The organism is Pseudomonas sp. PDM01 (assembly GCF_014852325.1).
Lineage (GTDB): Bacteria > Pseudomonadota > Gammaproteobacteria > Pseudomonadales > Pseudomonadaceae > Aquipseudomonas > Aquipseudomonas migulae.
In genome coordinates this window covers 849,844-869,451 of sequence record NZ_JACVBK010000001.1, presented here as the reverse complement: position 1 = coordinate 869,451, position 19,608 = coordinate 849,844, and the positions used below count along the sequence as shown (strand labels likewise).

The following is a 19,608-nucleotide window of genomic DNA, read 5'->3' as shown; positions in this document are numbered from 1 at the left end:
AGGACCTGGACGTGATCGCGGCGCTATGGCGGGGCTCAGCGCTTGTCCATCTGCTCTCGTTGCCGCTCCTCCTGCTCCCGCAGTTCCGGCGTGAACTCTGCACCAAAATCCTCCGCCTCGAACACCTGGCGGATCTCGATCTCAGCTTCGGTACCCGGCATCGGGTTAGGGCAGCGCTTGACCCATTCGATCGCTTCCTCTTTCGACTTCACTTGCCACAGCCAGTAGCCGGCGATCAATTCCTTGGTCTCGATAAACGGACCGTCGATCACCGTGCGCTGGTCGCCCGAAAAACGCACGCGCGCGCCTTTACTGCTTGGGTGCAGGCCTTCGCCGGCCAGCATGATCCCGGCCTTGATCAGCTCCTCGTTGTAATTGCCCATCGCGGTCAACAGTTCTTCGCTGGGCATGACGCCCGCCTCGGAGTCTGGGCTGGCTTTGACAATGATCATGAATCGCATGGGGTTGTCTCCAATGGATGTGAGTGACTCACAGCATGGTCGATTGGCCGAGGTTTAAATCGACAGCACTTCCCAAAGTATCGCGCGTCATCGGAACAACGCGGCTCAAGTCCTTATTCCAATACAACGGTATTTCTCGAACATTTATTGTGAATGGATCTTATCAACTGTCATTTCTGACAGTGCCCCCCGCTGCTTTATTTCTCGATAGTCGAGTGGCCAGTTTTTTGTCCACTTCCAACTATCGGAAACGTGTCATGACCTCGAATCTTAAAATCGGAGCTACCGAAACTTCTCCCGTTTATTTTTGTTACGGGGCTTCAGGCGAGCGCGGGCATACGCTCACCGCAGTCGGCGAAGCCAGCAGCCCGTGGGTCGGACACGGCGTCAGCGTAAATCCCGCTGCCGGGCAAACCCTTCCGTTCCAGACCGTCCCCGCGTCTGGCGATTACCAGAAGTTTTCGGAGCAGGGATGTGAGTGGAAGGTCAATTGTCCGAACGACGGCGAAGAGCTCGCCTTCGATTGCAGGATACAGACCGAGTTTACCGCCGAGCCCTACAGTATTCCGGTGAAGTTGGGGCATTACCTGCGTGAATTCCTGGGCAGGCGCAATCCGATCGGTGCGCCACTGATCGGTGATGAAGTCACCGCCGAGGTCCAGGTCGTGTCTGCCTACACCCAAAAACTACTGAAAGATGTCGAGGTTCAGTGGTTCGTTGGTGGGGAACCCGCAGTCTCCAAAAAAACCAACGATCTGGGCTGGAGCACATTCAGTCACACCTTCACAGCGGACGGCGAACAGTCGATTACAGCCAAGGTGTTCAACCCCTATGACGACACCACGATCGAACACGGTTTTGCAATCAGGGTGTACGCCGATAGTCCCTGGAAACAAGCGGACCTTAAAGTCAACGGTCTACCCGTGGCGTGGCGTTCACCCGTGGTATTGCGCCGTGGGCACGCGAACGAAGTAACCGTGAAAGTTGAGCCGGCAATCGCAAAAAAACTCAGGCTTGCGTTGATTAATGAAGAAGGACTGAACATTGTTTCCGCGCCTGACGGCACTGTATGGCAGCTACGGGATCCAGTGTCCGGAGAGTTCAAGTGGACCCTCACCTCGAACGAGCAGAAGAGTGGTCGAGTCAGGTTAGTCATCTATAGCCAGGAAGTGGCTCAGCCTTGGGAGCACGACGGACGGGTGCTTGCAGGCGATCTCGCTGATGAAGTGGAGGTCCGGATTGACGGCAAACCTGTCACGTTGGACAGCAACTTTTTCTTCCGCGGTCAGCCTGGTGTTATTACGTTGGTGCCCAAGGAGGGCAGTTCGGTAATAGAGGGCGTTGGGGTGACGCAGATCTGCGTGATCACCAGCGGTCTTGATGACGCAGATTTGGTGTCCAGCCCTGTATTTGGCGTTCCAACTCCAGATCATCGCTGGAGCGTAACCGGATACAGCAAGAGTGGTACTTTCCGGATATTATTTGCATGCCAAGGCATCCCTGAGCCGATTACGCTAGAACACAATGTATTGTTATCGAACGATCTGGCTGATGAGGTGACTATTGAATATCGCTCGTTTCCCATCAAACAGGGTCAGGTTTTTTCTAAATATATACCAAACATATTGAGGGCGGTCACCAAGCCTGACAGCCCACTACCATCGGACTATCCCATCAGTTTGTCTTGTGATTCGCCAACGATTGTTAATTGCAAACAATTTGGTCCGCATGGCTGGTTGCTAACGGGCGCGGGCACAAAAAAAAGCGGTGCGTTCGGGATGAGCTTCTCGGGTAAGGGAATGGCGGAGCCAATGAGCCTGCCTGAAAACTTCCTATTGTCTGACAAGATGGTCGAAGAAGTTGACGTTCTGATTGACGGTAATCCTGTAAGTGATCCACGAACCATTTTTGTCCACAACCGCCCCCGTATCGTGACGGCGACTCCCAAAAATGATACGCCCTTACTTGGTCGAAAAGTGACGCTCAAGAGACTGCGTTTTGATGGCGTTGGCGTAGGAGATTTAATAAGTGAGCCTGGATTTGACCTCGCGCAAACGCAGCCAGTATGGAAGGTGACTGGTAATACCGGCAGCGGGGGGTTCGCGTTGGTCTTGGAATTCGCTGGAGTTTCAATGCAGGTTGTTGTTCAGTGTGTTCTTGAATCAGGTTAACTAAAAGATGACGTTGTTTGTGTCGGAGGTGCTGCTTTTAGTGGAAAAACTTGAACTTAAGCACGCTTTGTAACCTCTCGCGATCAGCAGTCCTTCGTTGGGCATGAGGCCCGCCTCGGAATCGGGGCTGGTTTTGACAATCATCACGAATCGCATGGGGTTGTCTCCAATGGATGTGAGTGACTCACAGCATGGTCGATTGGCCGACGTTTAAATCGACAGCGCTTCCCAAAGATATTGCCTGTCATCGGAACATCGTGGTTCAAGCCGCTTATTCCAAGACAACTGTCTTTCTCGGGCATTTATTGTAAATGGATCTTATAAACTGTCATTTCTGACAGTGCCCACTGCTGCTTTTTTTCTCGATAGTCGAGTGGCCAGTTTTTTGTCCACTTCCAACTATCGGATACGCGTCATGACCTCGAACCTTAAAATCGAAACGATAGATCCTGCTGTGTATCTCTGCTATGGCGCCAAGGATGCTCGCAGCCATAGGTTGACATTTGTAGGGCAGGCAGACAGCCCATGGGTTGGGCAAAGCGTCAGTTTAAATGCGCTCGGAACATTCCCTGTATCGACTGCCCCCGCGATAGGTCTATACCAACCATTTCCACTGGATGGAGGAGAGTGGACGATCTCCTGCCCGGACGATGGAGAACCAGTCAGTTTCGTAGGTCAGTTACAAAGCGAGTTCACTGCAGCGCCTTATCCAATATCTTTCGAATTAGGGCATTACCTGCGTGCATTTCTGGGCAAACGTAATCCGATCGGTGCGCCACTGATAAATGAAGAAGTCACCGCCGAGGTGCAGGTAGTGTCTGCCTATACCCAAAAATCTCTGAAAGACATCGATGTTCAGTGGTTTGTCGGTGGGGAACCCGCAAGCCCGAAAAAAACCAACGATCTGGGCTGGAGCACGTTCAGTCACACCTTCACAGCGGACGGCGAACAGTCGATTACGGCCAAGGTGTTCAACCCCTATGACGACACCTGGGTCGAACACAGTTTTCCAATCAAGGTGTACGCCGATAGTCCCTGGAAACAAGCGGACCTTAAAGTCAACGGTGTACCCGTGACGTGGCGTTCATTCGTTCCATTGCGACGAGGGCAAGCGAACGAAGTGACCGTGAAAGTTGAGCCGGCAATCGCAAAAAAACTCAGGCTTGCGTTGATTAATGAAGAAGGGCTGAACATTGTTTCCGCGCCTGACGGCACTGTATGGCAGCTACCGGATCCAGTGTCCAGAGAGTTCAAATGGACCCTCACCTCGAACGAGCAGAAGAGTGGCCGGGTCAGGTTAGTCATCTATAGCCAGGAAGTGGCTCAGCCTTGGGAGCACAACGGACGGGTGCTTGCAGGCGATCTCGCTGAGGAAGTGGAGGTCAGGATTGACGGCAAACCTGTCGCGTCTGACGTCAACTTTTTTGTCCGCGACCAAGCCGGCGTCCTTACCTTGGAACCCAAAGAGGGCAGCTCGATAGCAGGCCTTAATGTCACGCTGACACGCGTGATTCTAGACGGCATCGGTGAAGACGACCTGGTCAGTAGCCCTGGGTTTGGTGAGGAGAATCGCGATCACCACCGTTGGGTCGTCACCGGGTCGAAAACCAGAGGCACATTCCAATTGATACTGACATGCGAGGGCGTCCCCGGGTCGATGACGCTGGCACTCAATGCATTGTTGTCGGATGACCTCACCGATGAAGCGATAGCCCAGATTGGGGGTGTCGATATTCCGGCAGAGGGGCTGGTTTTCTTCAGGGGCATAGCACAAACGCTGACGCTCGTGCCCAAGCTGGGCAGTCTATTTCGCCGCCTGCCTGTGATGCTGCAATGGGTCGCCGGGACGGCGCTGGAGGCCGAGGACATCACTTGCGAACCAGATTTTGACGCAGAGAGCCTAGATTACAGTTGGAGTATTACCGGTCCAGCGAACAAGAGCGGAAAATTTCAGTTGAAGTTGGTCTGTAAGAAGATGCTTAAGCCCATCCAGCTACCAACCTGCATATTGCTGTCGACCAGTCTTGCGGATGAGGCATACGTGAAGGTAGATGATGAGGCCGTACCAGAAAACGGTAACTACTTCTTACGTGATAAATCCCGAGCAGTCTCTTTGGTATTGAAAAATGGTAGCCCATTGGTCGGCTTTCCTGTTACGGCGAAGTGCGACCTCATCAGCGGTATCCAACCAGGAAATTTGCGAAGTGAACCGGACTTTGGCACCAGTCAATCCACTTATCTCTGGATGATCACTGGGACTAGAAATAGCGGAACTTTTCAACTCTCCTTTTCATCAGCGCTTACCACGAAACCGATAGAGGTGGTGGTCAGCAGGCTGATTTCACAAAGTATTGAAGACGAAGCTGAGCTGCATCTGGATGGAGATGGAAGTAATATTTTTTGGCGGGGTAAACCGCGCGCACTCACATTGCATCCGAAAGCCGGCAGTCCTTTTGCTGGCGCCCCGGTGGCTTTGCGCTGGGTCTCAGGAGCTGGACTTGTAAATACAGATATTCGCTGGGATCAAACCGCTATGAGCCATGTATGGAATATCACAGGTTCAGAGATAAAAAGCGGGAGTTTTATATTGGACTTGATAGTAGATGGTTCAAGAATTCCCTTGACACTTCCGACTTTTACTTTGTTGTCTGAGCGTTACGCGGACGAAGTAGAGATAAAACTTGATGGTGTCGAAATTGCAGAGGCGGGGGGCATATTTCATCGCGGAGTATTGCATAAACTATCATTGAATCCAAGGTTTAACAGCCCTTTCGAGTATATGCCGGTGAGCTTGAAGTGGGGAGAGGGAGCAGCATTGACTCAGCAGGATTTTATATGTTCTCCGTCGTTTGACGCTCCTGGCATGAAGTTTGTTTGGGATGTTAAAGGGAGTGAAAAAAAATCCGGAAAATTCAGCTTGAAATTCAAGTGGGTTCAGTTGCCCGAGGTGATGGAAGTCAGGGCGCTTGAGTTGAAGTAGATATTTTGCGTAGTGCTAGGATTTTATTTGTGCTGGGAGTACTTTTCATTATATAGGAAGTGGCTATGAAGAAGCTTAAAAGGGGTGAGCGAATGACGACCGATGATGAGTCGGTGGCGAAAGTGGACTACTACATTGCCAATGCAGAATTAATACCGGTTGAGGGAGGGCATTTCAGGGTTAAATTCAGGGTACTGCATAAAGAGACGCACCAGCCAGGAACCCAATATAATTCAGTGTTTATTCTTTCTTTTGACGGTTGGGAATACTGTGTGGGGGGAGGTCCTCGTGATGATGGTTGGCATGATAGTGTTTATACCCCCAGCAAACCAGGCCCGACCTGGGTAAAAATCAGCACTTCGGGTGTTTGCCCGATCACGGATGAAGATCAGGTGCGGCTGGTTTATCCCCCAGCGCGATGATAACGATAGTTGGAAAGCTCTTTAATGTTAATTGACAGGGGTGGTCATCATGGCGGGTAATTTTCTTGCACCGGTTGTTATTGTATTTCCTGAGGCGGGAGGTGTGTATGAAGCTGATCTGAGTATGTCGGGTAGTGCGGAATCAGGAGGGGAGATTTATACGAAAAAAGTCCCCAATGATGGTGTTATTGATTTGTCACGGGTTGATAGTCATGGGCAGTGGTCGTTATGGGTTCCCCCTGGAAAACATACGGTTGTGGTTGGTCAAAAGGTTAATGGTCAATTTCATGGGTATGGAGATGAGTTTAGTTTCACGGTGCTCCCAGCCTTGCCTGATGTTCCAACAATTACAAGTCCGCATGCCAATGCAAGTGTGGGGGCGTACCCCACTTTTTATGCGAAAGTTCACTTCAATAGTGGTACTACTGAAGTGGAGGTGGCAGTTGGCCTGGAAGGTGGTGATGTAAAGTTTGCAGTAGGGCTGACGCCTTGGGGAACGGATGGCGTCTGGGGCGGGCAGTTGAAAGAAAGTCTCGATCTTGGCTACTATTTTGTCAAGGCAAGACGAACAGCGGGAGGTATTAAGTCTAGATGGACAGAAGATGTTCCGTTTAGAGTTGGTATGCCTTAATGTTCTATTTTATCCGACGCATAAGTGGAGTTGCTTTACCTTCCCCCTTCAATACGGTGCCGCATCACTTGCAATATATTGATGATGACAGAGTATGCATCAAAGTCGGTAGCCAGTGCTCCACATGCGGCATTGTATGCTCAATGTCATCCCGGCTAACTGGGCAGTAGTGGTTCGTGACGTCGGCAATCGCCATTTCACCGATGAAATGCTCAAGGGACCGATGGCTGCCTTTCGTCTTGAACACCAGGTCGAGGTTGGGGGGGGGCAGTTCTTCGCTGGGCATTATGCCGGCCTCGGAGTCTGGGCTGGCTTTGACAATGATCATGAATCGCATGGGGTTGTCTCCAATGGATGTGAGAGATTCACAGCATGGTCGATTGGCCGACGTTTAAATCGACAGCGCTTCCCGAAGTATCGCGCGTCATCGGAATAACGCGGCTCAAGCCCTTATTCCAAGATAACGGTATTTTTCGAACATTTGTTGTGAATGGATCTTATCAACTGTCATTTCTGACAGTACCCGTGCCAGCTCTTTTTCTCGATAGTCGAGTGGCCAGTTTTTTGTCCACTTCCAACTATCGGAAACGCGTCATGACCTCGAACGTTAAAATCGAAACGATAGATCCTGTTGTGTATCTCTGCTATGGCGCCAAGGATGCTCGCAGCCATAGGTTGACATTTGTAGGGCAGGCGGACAGTCCATGGATTGGGCAAAGCGTCAGTTTAAATGCGCTCGGAACATTCCCTGTATCGACTGTCCCTGCGATAGGTCTATATCAACCATTTCCACTGGATGGAGGAGAGTGGACGATCTCTTGCCCGGACGATGGAGAACCAGCCAGTTTCGTAGGTCAGTTGCAAAGTGAGTTCACCGCAGTGCCTTATCCAATATCTTTCGAATTAGGGCATTACCTGCGTGAATTGCTGGGCAAACGCAATCCGATCGGTGCGCCACTGATAAATGAAGAAGTCACCGCCGAGGTCCAGGTAGTGTCTGCCTACACCCAAAAACTACTGAAAGATGTCGAGGTTCATTGGTTTGTCGGTGGGAAACCGGCAGGCCCTAAAAAAACCAACGATCTGGGCTGGAGTACGTTCAGTCACACCTTCACTACGGACGGCGAACAGTCGATTACGGCTAAGGTGTTTAACCTCTATGACAGCACCTGGGTCGAACACGGTTTTCCAATCATGGTGTATACCGAAAGCCCTTGGAAACAAGCGGAGTTTAAAGTCAACGATGTTCTCGTAGCGTGGCGTTCACCCGTTCTATTGCGTCGCGGGCAAGCGAACGAAGTGACTGTGAAAGTTGAGCCGACAATCGCAAAAACACTCAGGCTGGCGTTGATTAATGAAGAAGGGCTGAACATTGTTGCCGTGCCTGCAGACACTGTTTGGCAGCAACCGGATCCAGTGTCCGGAGAGTTCAAATGGACCATTACCTCGAACGAGCAGAAGAGTGGCCGAGTCAGGTTAGTCATCTATAGCCAGGAAGTGGCCCAACCATGGGAGCACGACTGCCGGGTGCTTTCAGGGAATCTCGCAGATGAAGTGAAAGTCCTGGTTAACGGTGAGCCTGTTGCGTTGGACAGCAACTTTTTCTTTCGCCGCAAGCCCCGCTTTTTTACGTTATTGCCCAAAGAGGGCCGTTCGGTGATAGAAGGCCTCGCTGTGACGCTGACCTACGTGATCACCAGCGGCCTTGATCCAGCAGATTTGGAGTCCGGTTATGATTTTGGCCTTCCCACTTTGGATCATCGCTGGAACGTAATCGGATCTAACAAGAGTGGTACTTTCCAGCTGATATTTACGTGCCAGGGCATTGCCGTGCCACTCACGCTGGCACTCAATACCTTGTTGTCGACTGATCTGAATGATGAAGCCGATGTGCGGATCGGCGGTGTCGAAATCCCGGCAGAAGGGCGGGTCTTTTTCCGGGGTGAGGCACAAACGCTGACAGTGGTTGCCAAGCCGGGCAGTCCACTGGGCCGTCTTCCTCTGGCGTTGCGTTGGATCAAGGGGGTGGGGCCCGAAGAGTTTACTTGCGTACCCGCCCTCGGCATCTACACCGAGGGCCGCAGCTGGAGCATCATTGGTCCTGCGGACAAGAGCGGCACGTTCCAGTTCGAGTTGGTTGGCGAGGGCATGAGTACGCCAATTAAATTGCCAGAGTGTATATTGCTATCAAGTAACTTGGCTGACGAGGCTGACATAAAAATTGATGGACAAAATATTACTGCTGATGGAGTTGCTTTCCTAAGGAAAAAGACCAGAAAAATCCAGTTAGTGGCAAAATCAACAAGTCCGATCGACATGCTTCCATTAATGATGAAGTGTGAAATTGTAAGTGGGATCCCCCCCGGCACTATAAAAAGTACTCCGGCCTTTGGTTCTGAAACACTCAGTCGTGAATGGGAAGTTGGTTGCGTTAGTTCTGGCGAAGGGTTGTTCAGGCTTGAAGTATCTTATCCTTTGCAGAGTGGCTCATTATATATTGATTGTAGGCAGATTGATATTTGGTACTCAGTGGCTGGAAAATCCATTGAGTTGGTTGATGGGGTTGGATCTGCAAGAGTACGTAATTGGGGGCAGCATATATTTCTTGCGGGGTTTTCGGGTTCGGCGGTGGAGCGTGTAATACAAGTTAAAAAACTAGACGGGATGATGCTAGTTGAACCCGGGTTACCTCTTGTCAAGATCGTTGGTCCGGGGAAAATATTAAAGCTTGACATGAGTGCGAACAGGTATGCTGGTACTAACCGATTTGCCTTTAAGTTTGCTGACTTCAATGATTATGCCGATTATACCGATTTTATCGATATTCTAGTGGAAGATTAATATAGCGATGTTAGTGGGGCGGAGAAGCTTAATTAGATGCTGATGTTTAGTTTGCAGGGTTGTCCACGAGCTATGCGCTGGTTTGCCAAGCATAGCTCGTGGGCGCTTTTACCGATGCACTGCAAACCATCCCAATCTTTGCCGGCGTACTCGATTTGTTTTCAAGGCATGGTATCGCAACATGTTGCAGGAGCCGCGGTGCGGCGATCCGACTTCCAGTGATGAGTCGCCCTTACTCGTTGAAGGTTCAACCGCGATCATGAGCAAGCTTGCTCCTACCCGGCTTATCACGATTTGTATCCGCCCATAGGCCATCAGCGCAATCCATGGTTAACTTCTGCCTCGTCGAATTTTCCACATCAACGTTCAGAAGGACTCCGTTCATGGCTCAAGTCACTCTCAAAGGCAACCCGGTTCAAGTCAACGGCCAACTGCCACAAGCCGGTTCCAAGGCGCCAGCCTTTTCCCTGGTTGCCGGCAATCTGTCCGACGTGACCCTGGCGAGCTTCGCCGGCAAGCGCAAAGTGCTGAACATCTTCCCAAGCGTCGACACGCCGACCTGCGCCACGTCGGTGCGCAAGTTCAACGCCCAGGCCAATGACGTCGCCAACACCGTGGTGCTGTGCATCTCCGCTGACCTGCCGTTCGCCCAGGCCCGTTTCTGCGGCGCCGAAGGCCTGGAAAACGTGCAGAACCTGTCGACCCTGCGCGGTGCCGAGTTCATCGAGAACTACGGCGTTGCGATTGCCGATGGCCCGCTCAAAGGCCTGACCGCCCGTGCCGTTGTGGTACTGGACGAAAACGACAACGTGCTGCACAGCGAGCTGGTCAAGGAAATCGCTGAAGAACCGAACTACGAAGCGGCGCTCGCTGTTCTGAAATAACTCAGCTTTTACAATTGTTAACGGCCTGGCCCTGTCCAGGCCGTTTTCATTTGTGCTTCAGTGTCTTAGATAAATCTCCTGTTACGTAAGCCGAAGGTAAATTGCCGGTAAAGGCGCTTTGCTAAATCCCCGCCAGTGCTTATCGTTCAGCCTCCCGTAGAAAAAGCCCACGCGCCCAATGGTTGATCATTCAATGCAATCCTCTGCTCCCCGTAGTCCTCGTCGCTGGCTGTTCGGCCTGCTTGTCCTGTTGGTCATCGCCGGCCTGTGCTGGAAGTTCTGGCCTGGCAGTGCTGCGCCAAAAGAAGGCAACGGACAAAAAGCCGTGGCCGGGCACACTGGCCGCTCGGGTGGCATGCGTCCGGGTTTCGGTGGGGCGACCGGGCCGGTTCCAGTGCGTGTGGCGCCAGCGGTCAAGGGTGACTTCCCGCTGTACTACAAGGCGTTGGGCACCGTGACGGCGCTGAACACCATTAATGTGCGCAGTCGGGTGGGCGGCGAGCTGATCAAGGTATCGTTCGAAGAAGGGCAGATGGTCAAGGCCGGTGACTTGCTGGCGGAAATCGATCCGCGCCCTTACCAGAACGCCTTGCTGCAAGCCGAAGGCACCTTGTTGCAGAATCAGGCGCAACTGAAAAACGCGCAGGTCGATGTCGAGCGTTATCGCAACCTGTACCGCGAAGACAGCATCGCCAAGCAAACCCTGGACACCGCCGAAGCGCTGGTCGGCCAGTACCAAGGCACGGTCAAGACCAATCAGGCGGCGGTCAACGACGCCAAGCTCAATCTCGAATTCACCAAGATCCGTGCGCCGATTACCGGGCGTGTGGGCCTGCGTCAGCTCGATGTCGGCAACCTGGTGGCGGCCAACGACACCACGGCGCTGGCGATCATCACCCAGACCCAGCCGATCAGCGTGGCGTTCACCTTGCCGGAAAACAGCCTCGACGTGGTGCTGACCCGCTATCGCAGCGGCGCCAAATTGCCCGCCGAAGCGTGGAACCGTGGCGATACCCAAATACAGGCCACCGGTGTATTGCAAAGCCTCGACAACCAGATCGACGTCACCACCGGCACCCTGAAATTCAAGGCGCGCTACGAAAACCGTGATCAGGCGCTGTTCCCCAATCAGTTCGTCAACATCCACCTGCTGGCCGACACCCTCAAAGGCGTGGTACTCGCGCCGTCTGCAGCGATTCAATTCGGCACCAACGGCACCTTCGTCTATGCGATGGATGGCGACAAGAAAGTCACGATCCGCCAGTTGAAAGTCGGCGCCAGCGACGGTGACAACACCGTGATCACCGAAGGCCTGGTCGCCGGCGATCGTGTCGTCCTGGAAGGCACCGACCGCCTGAAGGAAGGCAGCGAAGTAGAAGTGGTCAACGACACCAAGGATGTGCCGACCACCCCGACCGGGCACCTGCAAGGTAAATCGGCGGCCGACGCGACTGAGCCGGCGACCACCGACAAGGCGAAAAAGGGCGGCGCATGAACATCTCGCGTCTGTTCATCCTTCGCCCGGTCGCCACGACCCTGAGCATGCTGGCCATTATTCTGGCCGGCGTGATCGCCTATCGGCTGTTGCCGGTATCGGCGTTGCCACAGGTTGATTACCCGACCATTCGCGTGATGACCCTCTATCCCGGCGCCAGCCCGGACGTCATGACCAGCGCCGTCACCGCGCCGCTCGAACGTCAGTTCGGGCAGATGCCGGGGCTCACGCAAATGGCCTCGACCAGCTCCGGCGGCGCTTCGGTATTGACCCTGCGGTTCAGCCTCGACATCAACATGGACGTCGCCGAGCAGCAGGTGCAAGCCGCGATCAACGCCGCGACCAATCTGCTGCCCAAGGACCTGCCGGCACCACCGGTGTACAACAAGGTCAACCCGGCGGACACCCCGGTGCTGACCCTGGCGATCACCTCCAAAACCATGCTGTTGCCCAAGCTCAATGACCTGGTCGATACGCGCATGGCGCAGAAAATCGCCCAGATCAGCGGCGTCGGCATGGTCAGCATTGCCGGCGGTCAGCGTCAGGCGGTACGGATCAAGGTCAACCCCGAGGCCCTGGCGGCCAACGGCCTGAACCTGTCGGATGTGCGCACCTTGATCGGCGCCTCCAACGTCAACCAGCCCAAGGGCAACTTCGACGGCCCGACCCGGGTCTCGATGCTTGATGCAAACGATCAACTGACTTCGCCCAAGGATTACGCCAACCTGATCCTGGCCTACACCAACGGCGCGCCGTTGCGGCTCAAGGACGTGGCGGAAATCGTCGATGGAGCGGAGAACGAACGCCTGGCGGCCTGGGCCAATGAAAATCAGGCGGTGTTGCTGAACATTCAGCGCCAGCCGGGGGCCAACGTCATCGAGGTGGTCGACCGGATCAAGGCCTTGCTGCCGAGCATCACCGACAACCTGCCGGCCGGTCTCGAGGTCACCGTACTGACCGACCGCACCCAGACCATCCGCGCATCGGTCACCGACGTGCAACACGAGCTGCTGATCGCCATCGCGCTGGTGGTGATGGTGACGTTCCTGTTCCTGCGCCGGGCCAGCGCCACGATCATTCCATCGGTGGCCGTGCCGCTGTCGCTGATCGGCACCTTCGGCGTGATGTACCTCGCCGGTTTCTCGGTGAACAACCTGACGCTGATGGCGCTGACCATCGCCACCGGTTTCGTGGTGGACGATGCGATCGTCATGCTGGAGAACATTTCCCGGTTCATCGAAGAGGGCGACAGCCCGTTGAACGCGGCGCTCAAGGGTGCCAAGCAGATTGGCTTTACCCTGATTTCCCTGACGCTGTCGCTGATCGCGGTACTGATTCCGCTGCTGTTCATGGCCGACGTGGTAGGGCGCCTGTTCCGCGAATTTGCCATCACCCTGGCGGTGGCGATCCTGATTTCCCTGGTCGTGTCGTTGACCCTGACACCGATGATGTGCGCGCGGCTGCTCAAGCGTGAGCCCAAGGAAGAAGAGCAGGGCCGTTTCTACCGGGCCAGCGGCGAAGCAATTGATTGGATGATCGCGGCTTACGGGCGTAAGTTAAAGTGGGTTCTCAAGCATCAACCGCTGACGTTGCTGGTGGCCATCGGCACTTTGGCGCTGACCGTGTTCCTTTACATGGTGGTACCGAAGGGCTTCTTCCCGGTGCAGGACACCGGGGTGATTCAGGGGATTTCCGAGGCGCCGCAGTCGATTTCCTTTGCGGCGATGAGTGAGCGGCAGCAGGAGCTGGCGAAAGTGATTCTGGCGGATCCTGCCGTCGAAAGCCTGTCGTCCTATATTGGCGTTGATGGCGACAACTCGACGCTGAACAGCGGTCGCCTGCTGATCAACCTCAAATCACACAGCAATCGTGATTTGAGCGCCACCGAGGTGATTGCCCGCCTGCAACCGGAACTCGACAAACTGGTCGGTATCCGTCTGTTCATGCAGCCGGTGCAAGACCTGACCATCGAGGACCGGGTCAGCCGCACCCAGTACCAGTTCAGCATGTCGTCGCCGGATTCCGAGCTGCTCAGCCTGTGGAGCAGTCGATTGGTTGAGGCTCTGGCCCAACGGCCGGAACTGACCGACGTCGCCAGCGACCTTCAGGACAAAGGCTTGCAGGTTTACCTGGTGATCGACCGTGATGCCGCCTCGCGGGTCGGCGTATCGGTGTCGAACATCACCGACGCGCTGTACGACGCCTTCGGCCAACGGCAGATTTCGACCATTTACACCCAGGCCAGCCAGTATCGCGTGGTCCTGCAGTCGCAGTCCGGCGAGAAAATCGGCCCGGACGCGCTGAACCAGATTCACGTCAAGACCACCGATGGCGGGCAAGTGCGCCTGTCCAGCCTGGCGCACATCGAAGAGCGTCAGGCGCAACTGGCGATCACCCACATTGGCCAGTTCCCGGCGGTGATGATGTCGTTCAACCTCGCGCCCGGTGTGGCGCTGGGGCATGCGGTGCAAATCATCGAGCAAGTGCAAAAGGACATCGGCATGCCGATTGGCGTGCAGACCCAGTTCCAGGGCGCAGCCGAGGCGTTCCAGGCTTCGCTGTCGAGCACCTTGCTGCTGATTCTGGCGGCGGTGGTGACCATGTACATCGTGCTCGGCGTGCTCTACGAGAGCTACATCCACCCGATCACCATCCTCTCGACCTTGCCCTCGGCGGCGGTCGGCGCCTTGCTGGCGTTGCTGTTGAGTGGCAATGACCTGGGGATGATCGCGATCATCGGCATCATCCTGCTGATCGGTATCGTGAAGAAGAACGCGATCATGATGATCGACTTCGCCCTCGATGCTGAGCGCAATCAGGGCATGGACCCGGAAACGGCGATCTATCAAGCCGCGCTGTTGCGGTTCCGGCCGATTCTGATGACCACGCTCGCGGCGTTGTTCGGCGCGGTGCCGTTGATGCTCGCCACCGGTTCCGGCGCTGAATTACGTCAGCCGTTGGGTCTGGTGATGGTCGGTGGCTTGTTGGTGAGTCAGGTACTGACGTTGTTCACCACGCCTGTTATCTACCTGTACTTCGACCGCCTCGGTCGTCGTTGGGGCCGCAAGTCCGAGTCCGTGGAAGTGGTCGAGCAGCCATGAACCTCTCCGGACCTTTCATCAAGCGCCCGGTCGCCACCATGTTGCTGAGCCTGGCGATCATGCTGCTGGGCGGGGTGAGCTTCGGCCTGCTGCCGGTGTCGCCGCTGCCGCAAATGGACTTCCCGGTGATCGTGGTCCAGGCCAGTCTGCCCGGCGCGAGCCCGGAGGTAATGGCCTCGACCGTGGCCACGCCGCTCGAACGTTCCTTCGGCGCCATTGCCGGGGTCAACACCATGAGCAGCCGATCCAGCCAGGGCTCGACCCGGGTCATTCTGCAATTCGACCTCGACCGCGACATCAACGGCGCGGCGCGGGAAGTGCAAGCGGCGATCAACGCCTCGCGCAACCTGCTGCCGAGCGGGATGCGCAGCATGCCGACCTACAAGAAGGTCAACCCGTCCCAGGCACCAATCATGGTGCTGTCGCTGACTTCGGACGTTTTGGAGAAGGGCCAGCTCTACGATTTGGCCTCGACGATCCTGTCCCAGAGCCTGTCCCAGGTGCAGGGCGTGGGCGAAGTACAGATCGGCGGCAGCTCTTTGCCGGCGGTGCGTATCGAACTTGAACCGCAGGCGCTCAACCAGTACGGCGTGGCGCTGGACGATGTGCGCAACACCATCGCCAATGCCAACGTGCGCCGGCCCAAGGGCTCGGTCGAAGACGGTCAGCGCTTGTGGCAGGTTCAGGCCAACGATCAACTGGAGAAGGCCAAGGACTACGAGTCGCTGATCATCCACTACAACGGCGGTGCGGCATTGCGCCTGAAGGATGTGGCCAAGGTCAGCGACGGCGTCGAAGACCGCTACAACAGCGGTTTCTTCAACGACGACGCGGCGGTTCTGCTGGTGATCAACCGCCAGGCCGGCGCCAACATCATCGAGACCGTCAACGAGATCAAGGCCCAGCTCCCGGCACTGCAAGCCGTGCTGCCGGCCAGCGTCAAACTGAACCTGGCCATGGACCGCTCGCCGGTGATCAAGGCGACCCTGCATGAAGCGGAAATGACCCTGCTGATTGCCGTGGCGCTGGTGATTCTGGTGGTGTTCCTGTTCCTCGGTAACTTCCGCGCCTCGCTGATTCCGACCCTCGCGGTGCCGGTGTCGCTGGTCGGCACTTTCGCGGTGATGTACCTCTACGGGTTCTCGCTGAACAACCTGTCGCTGATGGCATTGATTTTGGCCACCGGGCTGGTGGTGGACGACGCCATCGTGGTGCTGGAGAACATTTCCCGGCACATCGACGAAGGCGTGCCGCCGATGAAGGCCGCTTACCTCGGGGCACAGGAAGTCGGCTTTACGCTGCTGTCGATGAACGTCTCGCTGGTGGCGGTGTTTCTCTCGATCCTGTTTATGGGCGGGATCATCGAAAGCCTGTTCCGTGAGTTTTCCATCACGCTGGCGGCGTCCATCGTGGTGTCGCTGGTGGTCTCGCTGACGCTGACACCGATGCTGTGCGCCCGTTGGCTGAAGCCACATACGCCGGGTCAGGAAAACCGTTTGCAGCGCTGGAGCCAGCGCGCCAATGAGTGGATGGTCGGCAAATACGCCACCAGCCTTGACTGGGTGCTGCGTCACCGTCGTCTGACGTTGCTCAGCCTGATCGTTACAGTTGGCGTTAATATTGCGCTGTATATTGTTGTTCCTAAAACGTTTTTACCTCAGCAGGATACCGGTCAGCTGATCGGTTTCGTGCGTGGCGACGATGGTCTGTCGTTTAGCGTGATGCAGCCGAAAATGGAAATCTTCCGCCGTGCCGTGTTGAAAGATGAGGCAGTGGAAAGCGTTGCCGGCTTCATTGGTGGCACTAACGGCACCAACAACGCCTTCATGCTGGTGCGTCTGAAGCCGATCAAGGAACGGGCCTTGTCCGCGCAAAAAGTCATCGAACGCCTGCGCAAGGAAATGCCCAAGGTTCCCGGCGCACAGTTGATGCTGATGGCGGATCAGGACCTGCAGTTTGGCGGTGGTCGTGAACAGACCAGTTCGCAGTATTCCTACATCCTGCAAAGCGCCGACCTTGGTGAATTGCGCCAGTGGTACCCGAAAGTCGTCACCGCGCTCAAGGCGTTGCCGGAGCTGACCGCGATTGATGCCCGTGAAGGGCGCGGCGCGCAGCAAGTGACCTTGATCGTCGACCGCGATCAGGCCAAACGCCTGGGCGTCGATATGGACATGGTCACCGCCGTGTTGAACAACGCCTACAGCCAGCGGCAGATTTCGACGATCTACGACAGCCTTAACCAGTATCAGGTGGTGATGGAGGTCAATCCGAAGTACGCCCAGGACCCGATCACCCTCAAGCAGGTCCAGGTGATCACCGCCGACGGCGCGCGGATTCCGCTATCGACCATCGCCCATTACGAAAACAGCCTGGAAGATGACCGCGTCAGCCACGAAGGCCAGTTCGCCTCCGAAAGCATTTCCTTCGACATGGCCGAAGGTGTGACCGTGGAGCAGGGCAGTGCGGCCATCGAACGGGCGATTGCCAAGCTCGGCATGCCGGAAGACGTCATCGTGAAAATGGCCGGTACAGCCGATGCCTTTGCCGCCACGCAAAAGAGCCAGCCGTGGATGATTCTTGGCGCGCTGGTGGCGGTGTATCTGGTGCTGGGCGTGTTGTATGAAAGCTACATTCATCCGCTGACCATTCTCTCGACCTTGCCGTCGGCCGGGGTCGGTGCGTTGTTGTCGATCTATGCATTGGGCGGCGAGTTCAGCCTGATCTCGTTGCTCGGGCTGTTTTTGCTGATCGGGGTGGTGAAGAAAAACGCCATTCTGATGATCGACCTCGCGCTGCAACTGGAGCGGCAAAAGGGCCTGGAACCGCTGGAGTCGATTCGCAGCGCGTGCCTGCAACGTCTGCGTCCGATTCTGATGACCACGCTGGCCGCGATCCTCGGGGCGTTGCCGCTGCTGCTGAGCCGTGCCGAAGGTGCGGAAATGCGCCAGCCGCTGGGCCTGACCATCATTGGCGGGCTGATCTTCAGTCAGGTGCTGACCCTTTACACCACCCCGGTGGTTTACCTCTATCTCGACAAACTGCGCCATCGTTTCAATAAATGGCGTGGGGTGCGTACTGATGCTGCTCTGGAAACTCCGCTATGACTGACCGTTCGCTTATCAACCTGTCTGCACCGCTGATTACGGCCCGAGGCTCGCGTTTGTTGAGCCTGTCGCTGTGCGTGGCGCTGCTCAGTGCCTGCGCCATCGGCCCGGATTACCAGCGCCCGACGGCCGCCGCGCCGGTGCAGTACAAGGAGGCGGCCGGTTGGCGTCAGGCCAACCCGAGCGATTCCCTGGCCCGCGGTGCCTGGTGGGAGCTGTATGGCGATCAACAGCTCAACGGCCTGATCGATAAACTCAACAGCGCCAACCAGACCGTCGCTCAGTCCGAAGCCCAGTACCGTCAGGCCCAGGCCCTGGTGCGCAGTGCTCGCGGCGCTTTTTTCCCGACGGTGGACCTGACCGTCGGGAAAAACCGTTCCAGCCAGGGCACCGGCAGCAGCAGTTCGAGCCTGAGCAGTTCCTCCAGCGGTATTCGCAACACCTACACGGCCCAGGCCGGGGTCAGTTGGGAGGCCGATGTCTGGGGTAAATTGCGCCGAGGCCTTGAGGCCGACACTGCCAACGCCGAGGCAAGTTTTGCCGATCTGGCAGCGATGCGTTTGAGCCAGCAGTCGGAGCTGGTGCAGAACTACCTGCAATTGCGTGTGATTGATGAGCAAAGGCGCCTGCTGCAAGCGACGGTCGAAGCCTATCAGCGCTCGCTGAAAATGACCGAAAACCAGTACCGCGCCGGTGTTTCCGGCAAGGACGCGGTGGCACAGGCCACCACTCAGCTCAAGAGCACCGAGGCCGAGCTGGTTGATCTGATCTGGCAACGCGCCCAATTCGAAAACGCCATCGCCGTGCTGATCGGACTGGCGCCCGCTGAGTTCAGCCTCGCAGAAACCACGGACATCCCGCTGCTGCCCGACGTGCCGCTGAACCTGCCTTCGCAATTGCTCGAACGTCGCCCGGACATCGCCTCCGCCGAGCGCTCGGTGATGGCGGCCAACGCCAACATTGGCGTGGCCAAGGCCGCTTATTACCCGGACCTGACGTTGAGTTTGAACGGTGGTTACAGCAGCAGCACCTCTTCGAACTGGATCAGTGTGCCGAACCGCTTCTGGTCGGTCGGCCCGCAACTGGCGATGACCTTGTTCGACGGCGGCCAGCGTTCAGCGGAAGTCGACCGCAGCGAAGCGGCCTATGACGAAACCGTGGCCAAGTACCGCCAGACCGTGCTCGACGGTTTCCGCGAGGTGGAAAATTACCTGGTTCAGCTCAAGGTCCTGGAAGACGAATCCGCCGTGCGTCAACAGGCTCTGGACGCGGCGCGTGAATCCCTGCGCCTGACCCAGAACCAGTACAAGGCCGGGTTGATTGCTTATCTGGATGTGGTCGTGGTGCAGGCCACGGCGCTGAACAATGAACGCAACATGCTGGACTTGTTGCAGAGCCGGCTGATCGCCAGCGTGCAATTGATTGCGGCGCTGGGCGGCGGATGGGACGGCCAGCTCGAACTCAACAACTGACCCCCGTATTCCCGCTTTCCCCCGTATCCCTGTAGGAGCTGTCGAG

The 19,608-nt window shown here is 56.0% G+C and carries 11 protein-coding genes and 1 pseudogene; 10 read left to right on the top strand and 2 right to left on the bottom strand.

The window, feature by feature from the left end; genetic code table 11:
- Positions 1-35: 35 nt before the first annotated feature.
- A complete protein-coding gene (locus tag IB246_RS03895; RefSeq protein WP_008036306.1) occupies positions 36-461 on the bottom strand; it encodes a YciI family protein in 426 nt (141 codons plus the stop codon).
- A 35-nt stretch (positions 462-496) separates the two neighbouring features.
- Here IB246_RS03895 and IB246_RS03890 point away from each other — a divergent pair, with 35 nt between their 5' ends.
- The 4 genes from IB246_RS03890 (at position 497) to IB246_RS03875 (ending at position 6,665) form a co-directional block, all read left to right on the top strand.
- Positions 497-2,632, top strand: coding sequence for a hypothetical protein (locus IB246_RS03890; protein WP_157222750.1), 2,136 nt, complete (start codon positions 497-499; stop codon positions 2,630-2,632).
- Between the two features lie 415 nt (positions 2,633-3,047).
- The gene (locus IB246_RS03885; RefSeq protein ID WP_008036300.1) at positions 3,048-5,612 is read left to right on the top strand and encodes a hypothetical protein; all 2,565 of its coding nucleotides are present in this window, start codon (positions 3,048-3,050) and stop codon (positions 5,610-5,612) included.
- Between the two features lie 65 nt (positions 5,613-5,677).
- Entirely contained in the window at positions 5,678-6,034 is a 357-nt protein-coding gene (locus IB246_RS03880; RefSeq protein ID WP_008036299.1) for a hypothetical protein, read from the top strand.
- 49 nt (positions 6,035-6,083) lie between these two features.
- Positions 6,084-6,665, top strand: a complete 582-nt coding sequence (locus IB246_RS03875; RefSeq protein ID WP_008036297.1) for a hypothetical protein — start codon at positions 6,084-6,086, stop codon at positions 6,663-6,665.
- Between the two features lie 268 nt (positions 6,666-6,933).
- Here the strand turns inward: IB246_RS03875 and IB246_RS03870 are convergent.
- Positions 6,934-7,002 (bottom strand): annotated as a pseudogene (locus IB246_RS03870) (YciI family protein); the annotation flags it as partial.
- A gap of 35 nt (positions 7,003-7,037) precedes the next feature.
- Between IB246_RS03870 and IB246_RS03865 the strand changes: the two are divergent.
- From IB246_RS03865 to IB246_RS03840, 6 genes are all read left to right on the top strand, one after another.
- A complete protein-coding gene (locus IB246_RS03865; RefSeq protein ID WP_177318154.1) occupies positions 7,038-9,506 on the top strand; it encodes a hypothetical protein in 2,469 nt (822 codons plus the stop codon).
- Positions 9,507-9,889: 383 nt separating this feature from the next.
- Entirely contained in the window at positions 9,890-10,390 is a 501-nt protein-coding gene (tpx, locus tag IB246_RS03860) for a thiol peroxidase (protein WP_008030203.1), read from the top strand.
- 178 nt (positions 10,391-10,568) lie between these two features.
- A complete protein-coding gene (locus IB246_RS03855; RefSeq protein ID WP_032832279.1) occupies positions 10,569-11,885 on the top strand; it encodes an MdtA/MuxA family multidrug efflux RND transporter periplasmic adaptor subunit in 1,317 nt (438 codons plus the stop codon).
- Positions 11,882-14,986, top strand: a complete 3,105-nt coding sequence (locus IB246_RS03850) for an MdtB/MuxB family multidrug efflux RND transporter permease subunit (RefSeq protein WP_008030209.1) — start codon at positions 11,882-11,884, stop codon at positions 14,984-14,986. The genes IB246_RS03855 and IB246_RS03850 overlap by 4 nt, the downstream gene beginning before the upstream one ends.
- Positions 14,983-18,090: an efflux RND transporter permease subunit gene (locus tag IB246_RS03845; protein WP_008036286.1), complete on the top strand. Its 3,108-nt coding sequence runs from the start codon at positions 14,983-14,985 to the stop codon at positions 18,088-18,090. Before IB246_RS03850 ends, IB246_RS03845 begins: the two co-directional genes overlap by 4 nt.
- Positions 18,087-19,562, top strand: coding sequence for an efflux transporter outer membrane subunit (locus tag IB246_RS03840; RefSeq protein ID WP_008036281.1), 1,476 nt, complete (start codon positions 18,087-18,089; stop codon positions 19,560-19,562). Before IB246_RS03845 ends, IB246_RS03840 begins: the two co-directional genes overlap by 4 nt.
- The last annotated feature ends 46 nt before the right edge of the window (positions 19,563-19,608 follow it).

Excerpts from the sequence above, each read along its gene's own strand:
- IB246_RS03855 (WP_032832279.1), top strand. The coding sequence starts at position 10,569 with ATGGTTGATCATTCAATGCAATCCTCTGCTCCCCGTAGTCCTCGTCGC.
- IB246_RS03890 (WP_157222750.1), top strand. The coding sequence starts at position 497 with ATGGTCGATTGGCCGAGGTTTAAATCGACAGCACTTCCCAAAGTATCG.
- IB246_RS03885 (WP_008036300.1), top strand. The coding sequence starts at position 3,048 with ATGACCTCGAACCTTAAAATCGAAACGATAGATCCTGCTGTGTATCTC.
- tpx (WP_008030203.1), top strand. The coding sequence starts at position 9,890 with ATGGCTCAAGTCACTCTCAAAGGCAACCCGGTTCAAGTCAACGGCCAA.
- IB246_RS03875 (WP_008036297.1), top strand. The coding sequence starts at position 6,084 with ATGGCGGGTAATTTTCTTGCACCGGTTGTTATTGTATTTCCTGAGGCG.
- IB246_RS03840 (WP_008036281.1), top strand. The coding sequence starts at position 18,087 with ATGACTGACCGTTCGCTTATCAACCTGTCTGCACCGCTGATTACGGCC.
- IB246_RS03850 (WP_008030209.1), top strand. The coding sequence starts at position 11,882 with ATGAACATCTCGCGTCTGTTCATCCTTCGCCCGGTCGCCACGACCCTG.
- IB246_RS03895 (WP_008036306.1), bottom strand. The coding sequence starts at position 461 with ATGCGATTCATGATCATTGTCAAAGCCAGCCCAGACTCCGAGGCGGGC.
- IB246_RS03845 (WP_008036286.1), top strand. The coding sequence starts at position 14,983 with ATGAACCTCTCCGGACCTTTCATCAAGCGCCCGGTCGCCACCATGTTG.
- IB246_RS03865 (WP_177318154.1), top strand. The coding sequence starts at position 7,038 with ATGGTCGATTGGCCGACGTTTAAATCGACAGCGCTTCCCGAAGTATCG.
- IB246_RS03880 (WP_008036299.1), top strand. The coding sequence starts at position 5,678 with ATGAAGAAGCTTAAAAGGGGTGAGCGAATGACGACCGATGATGAGTCG.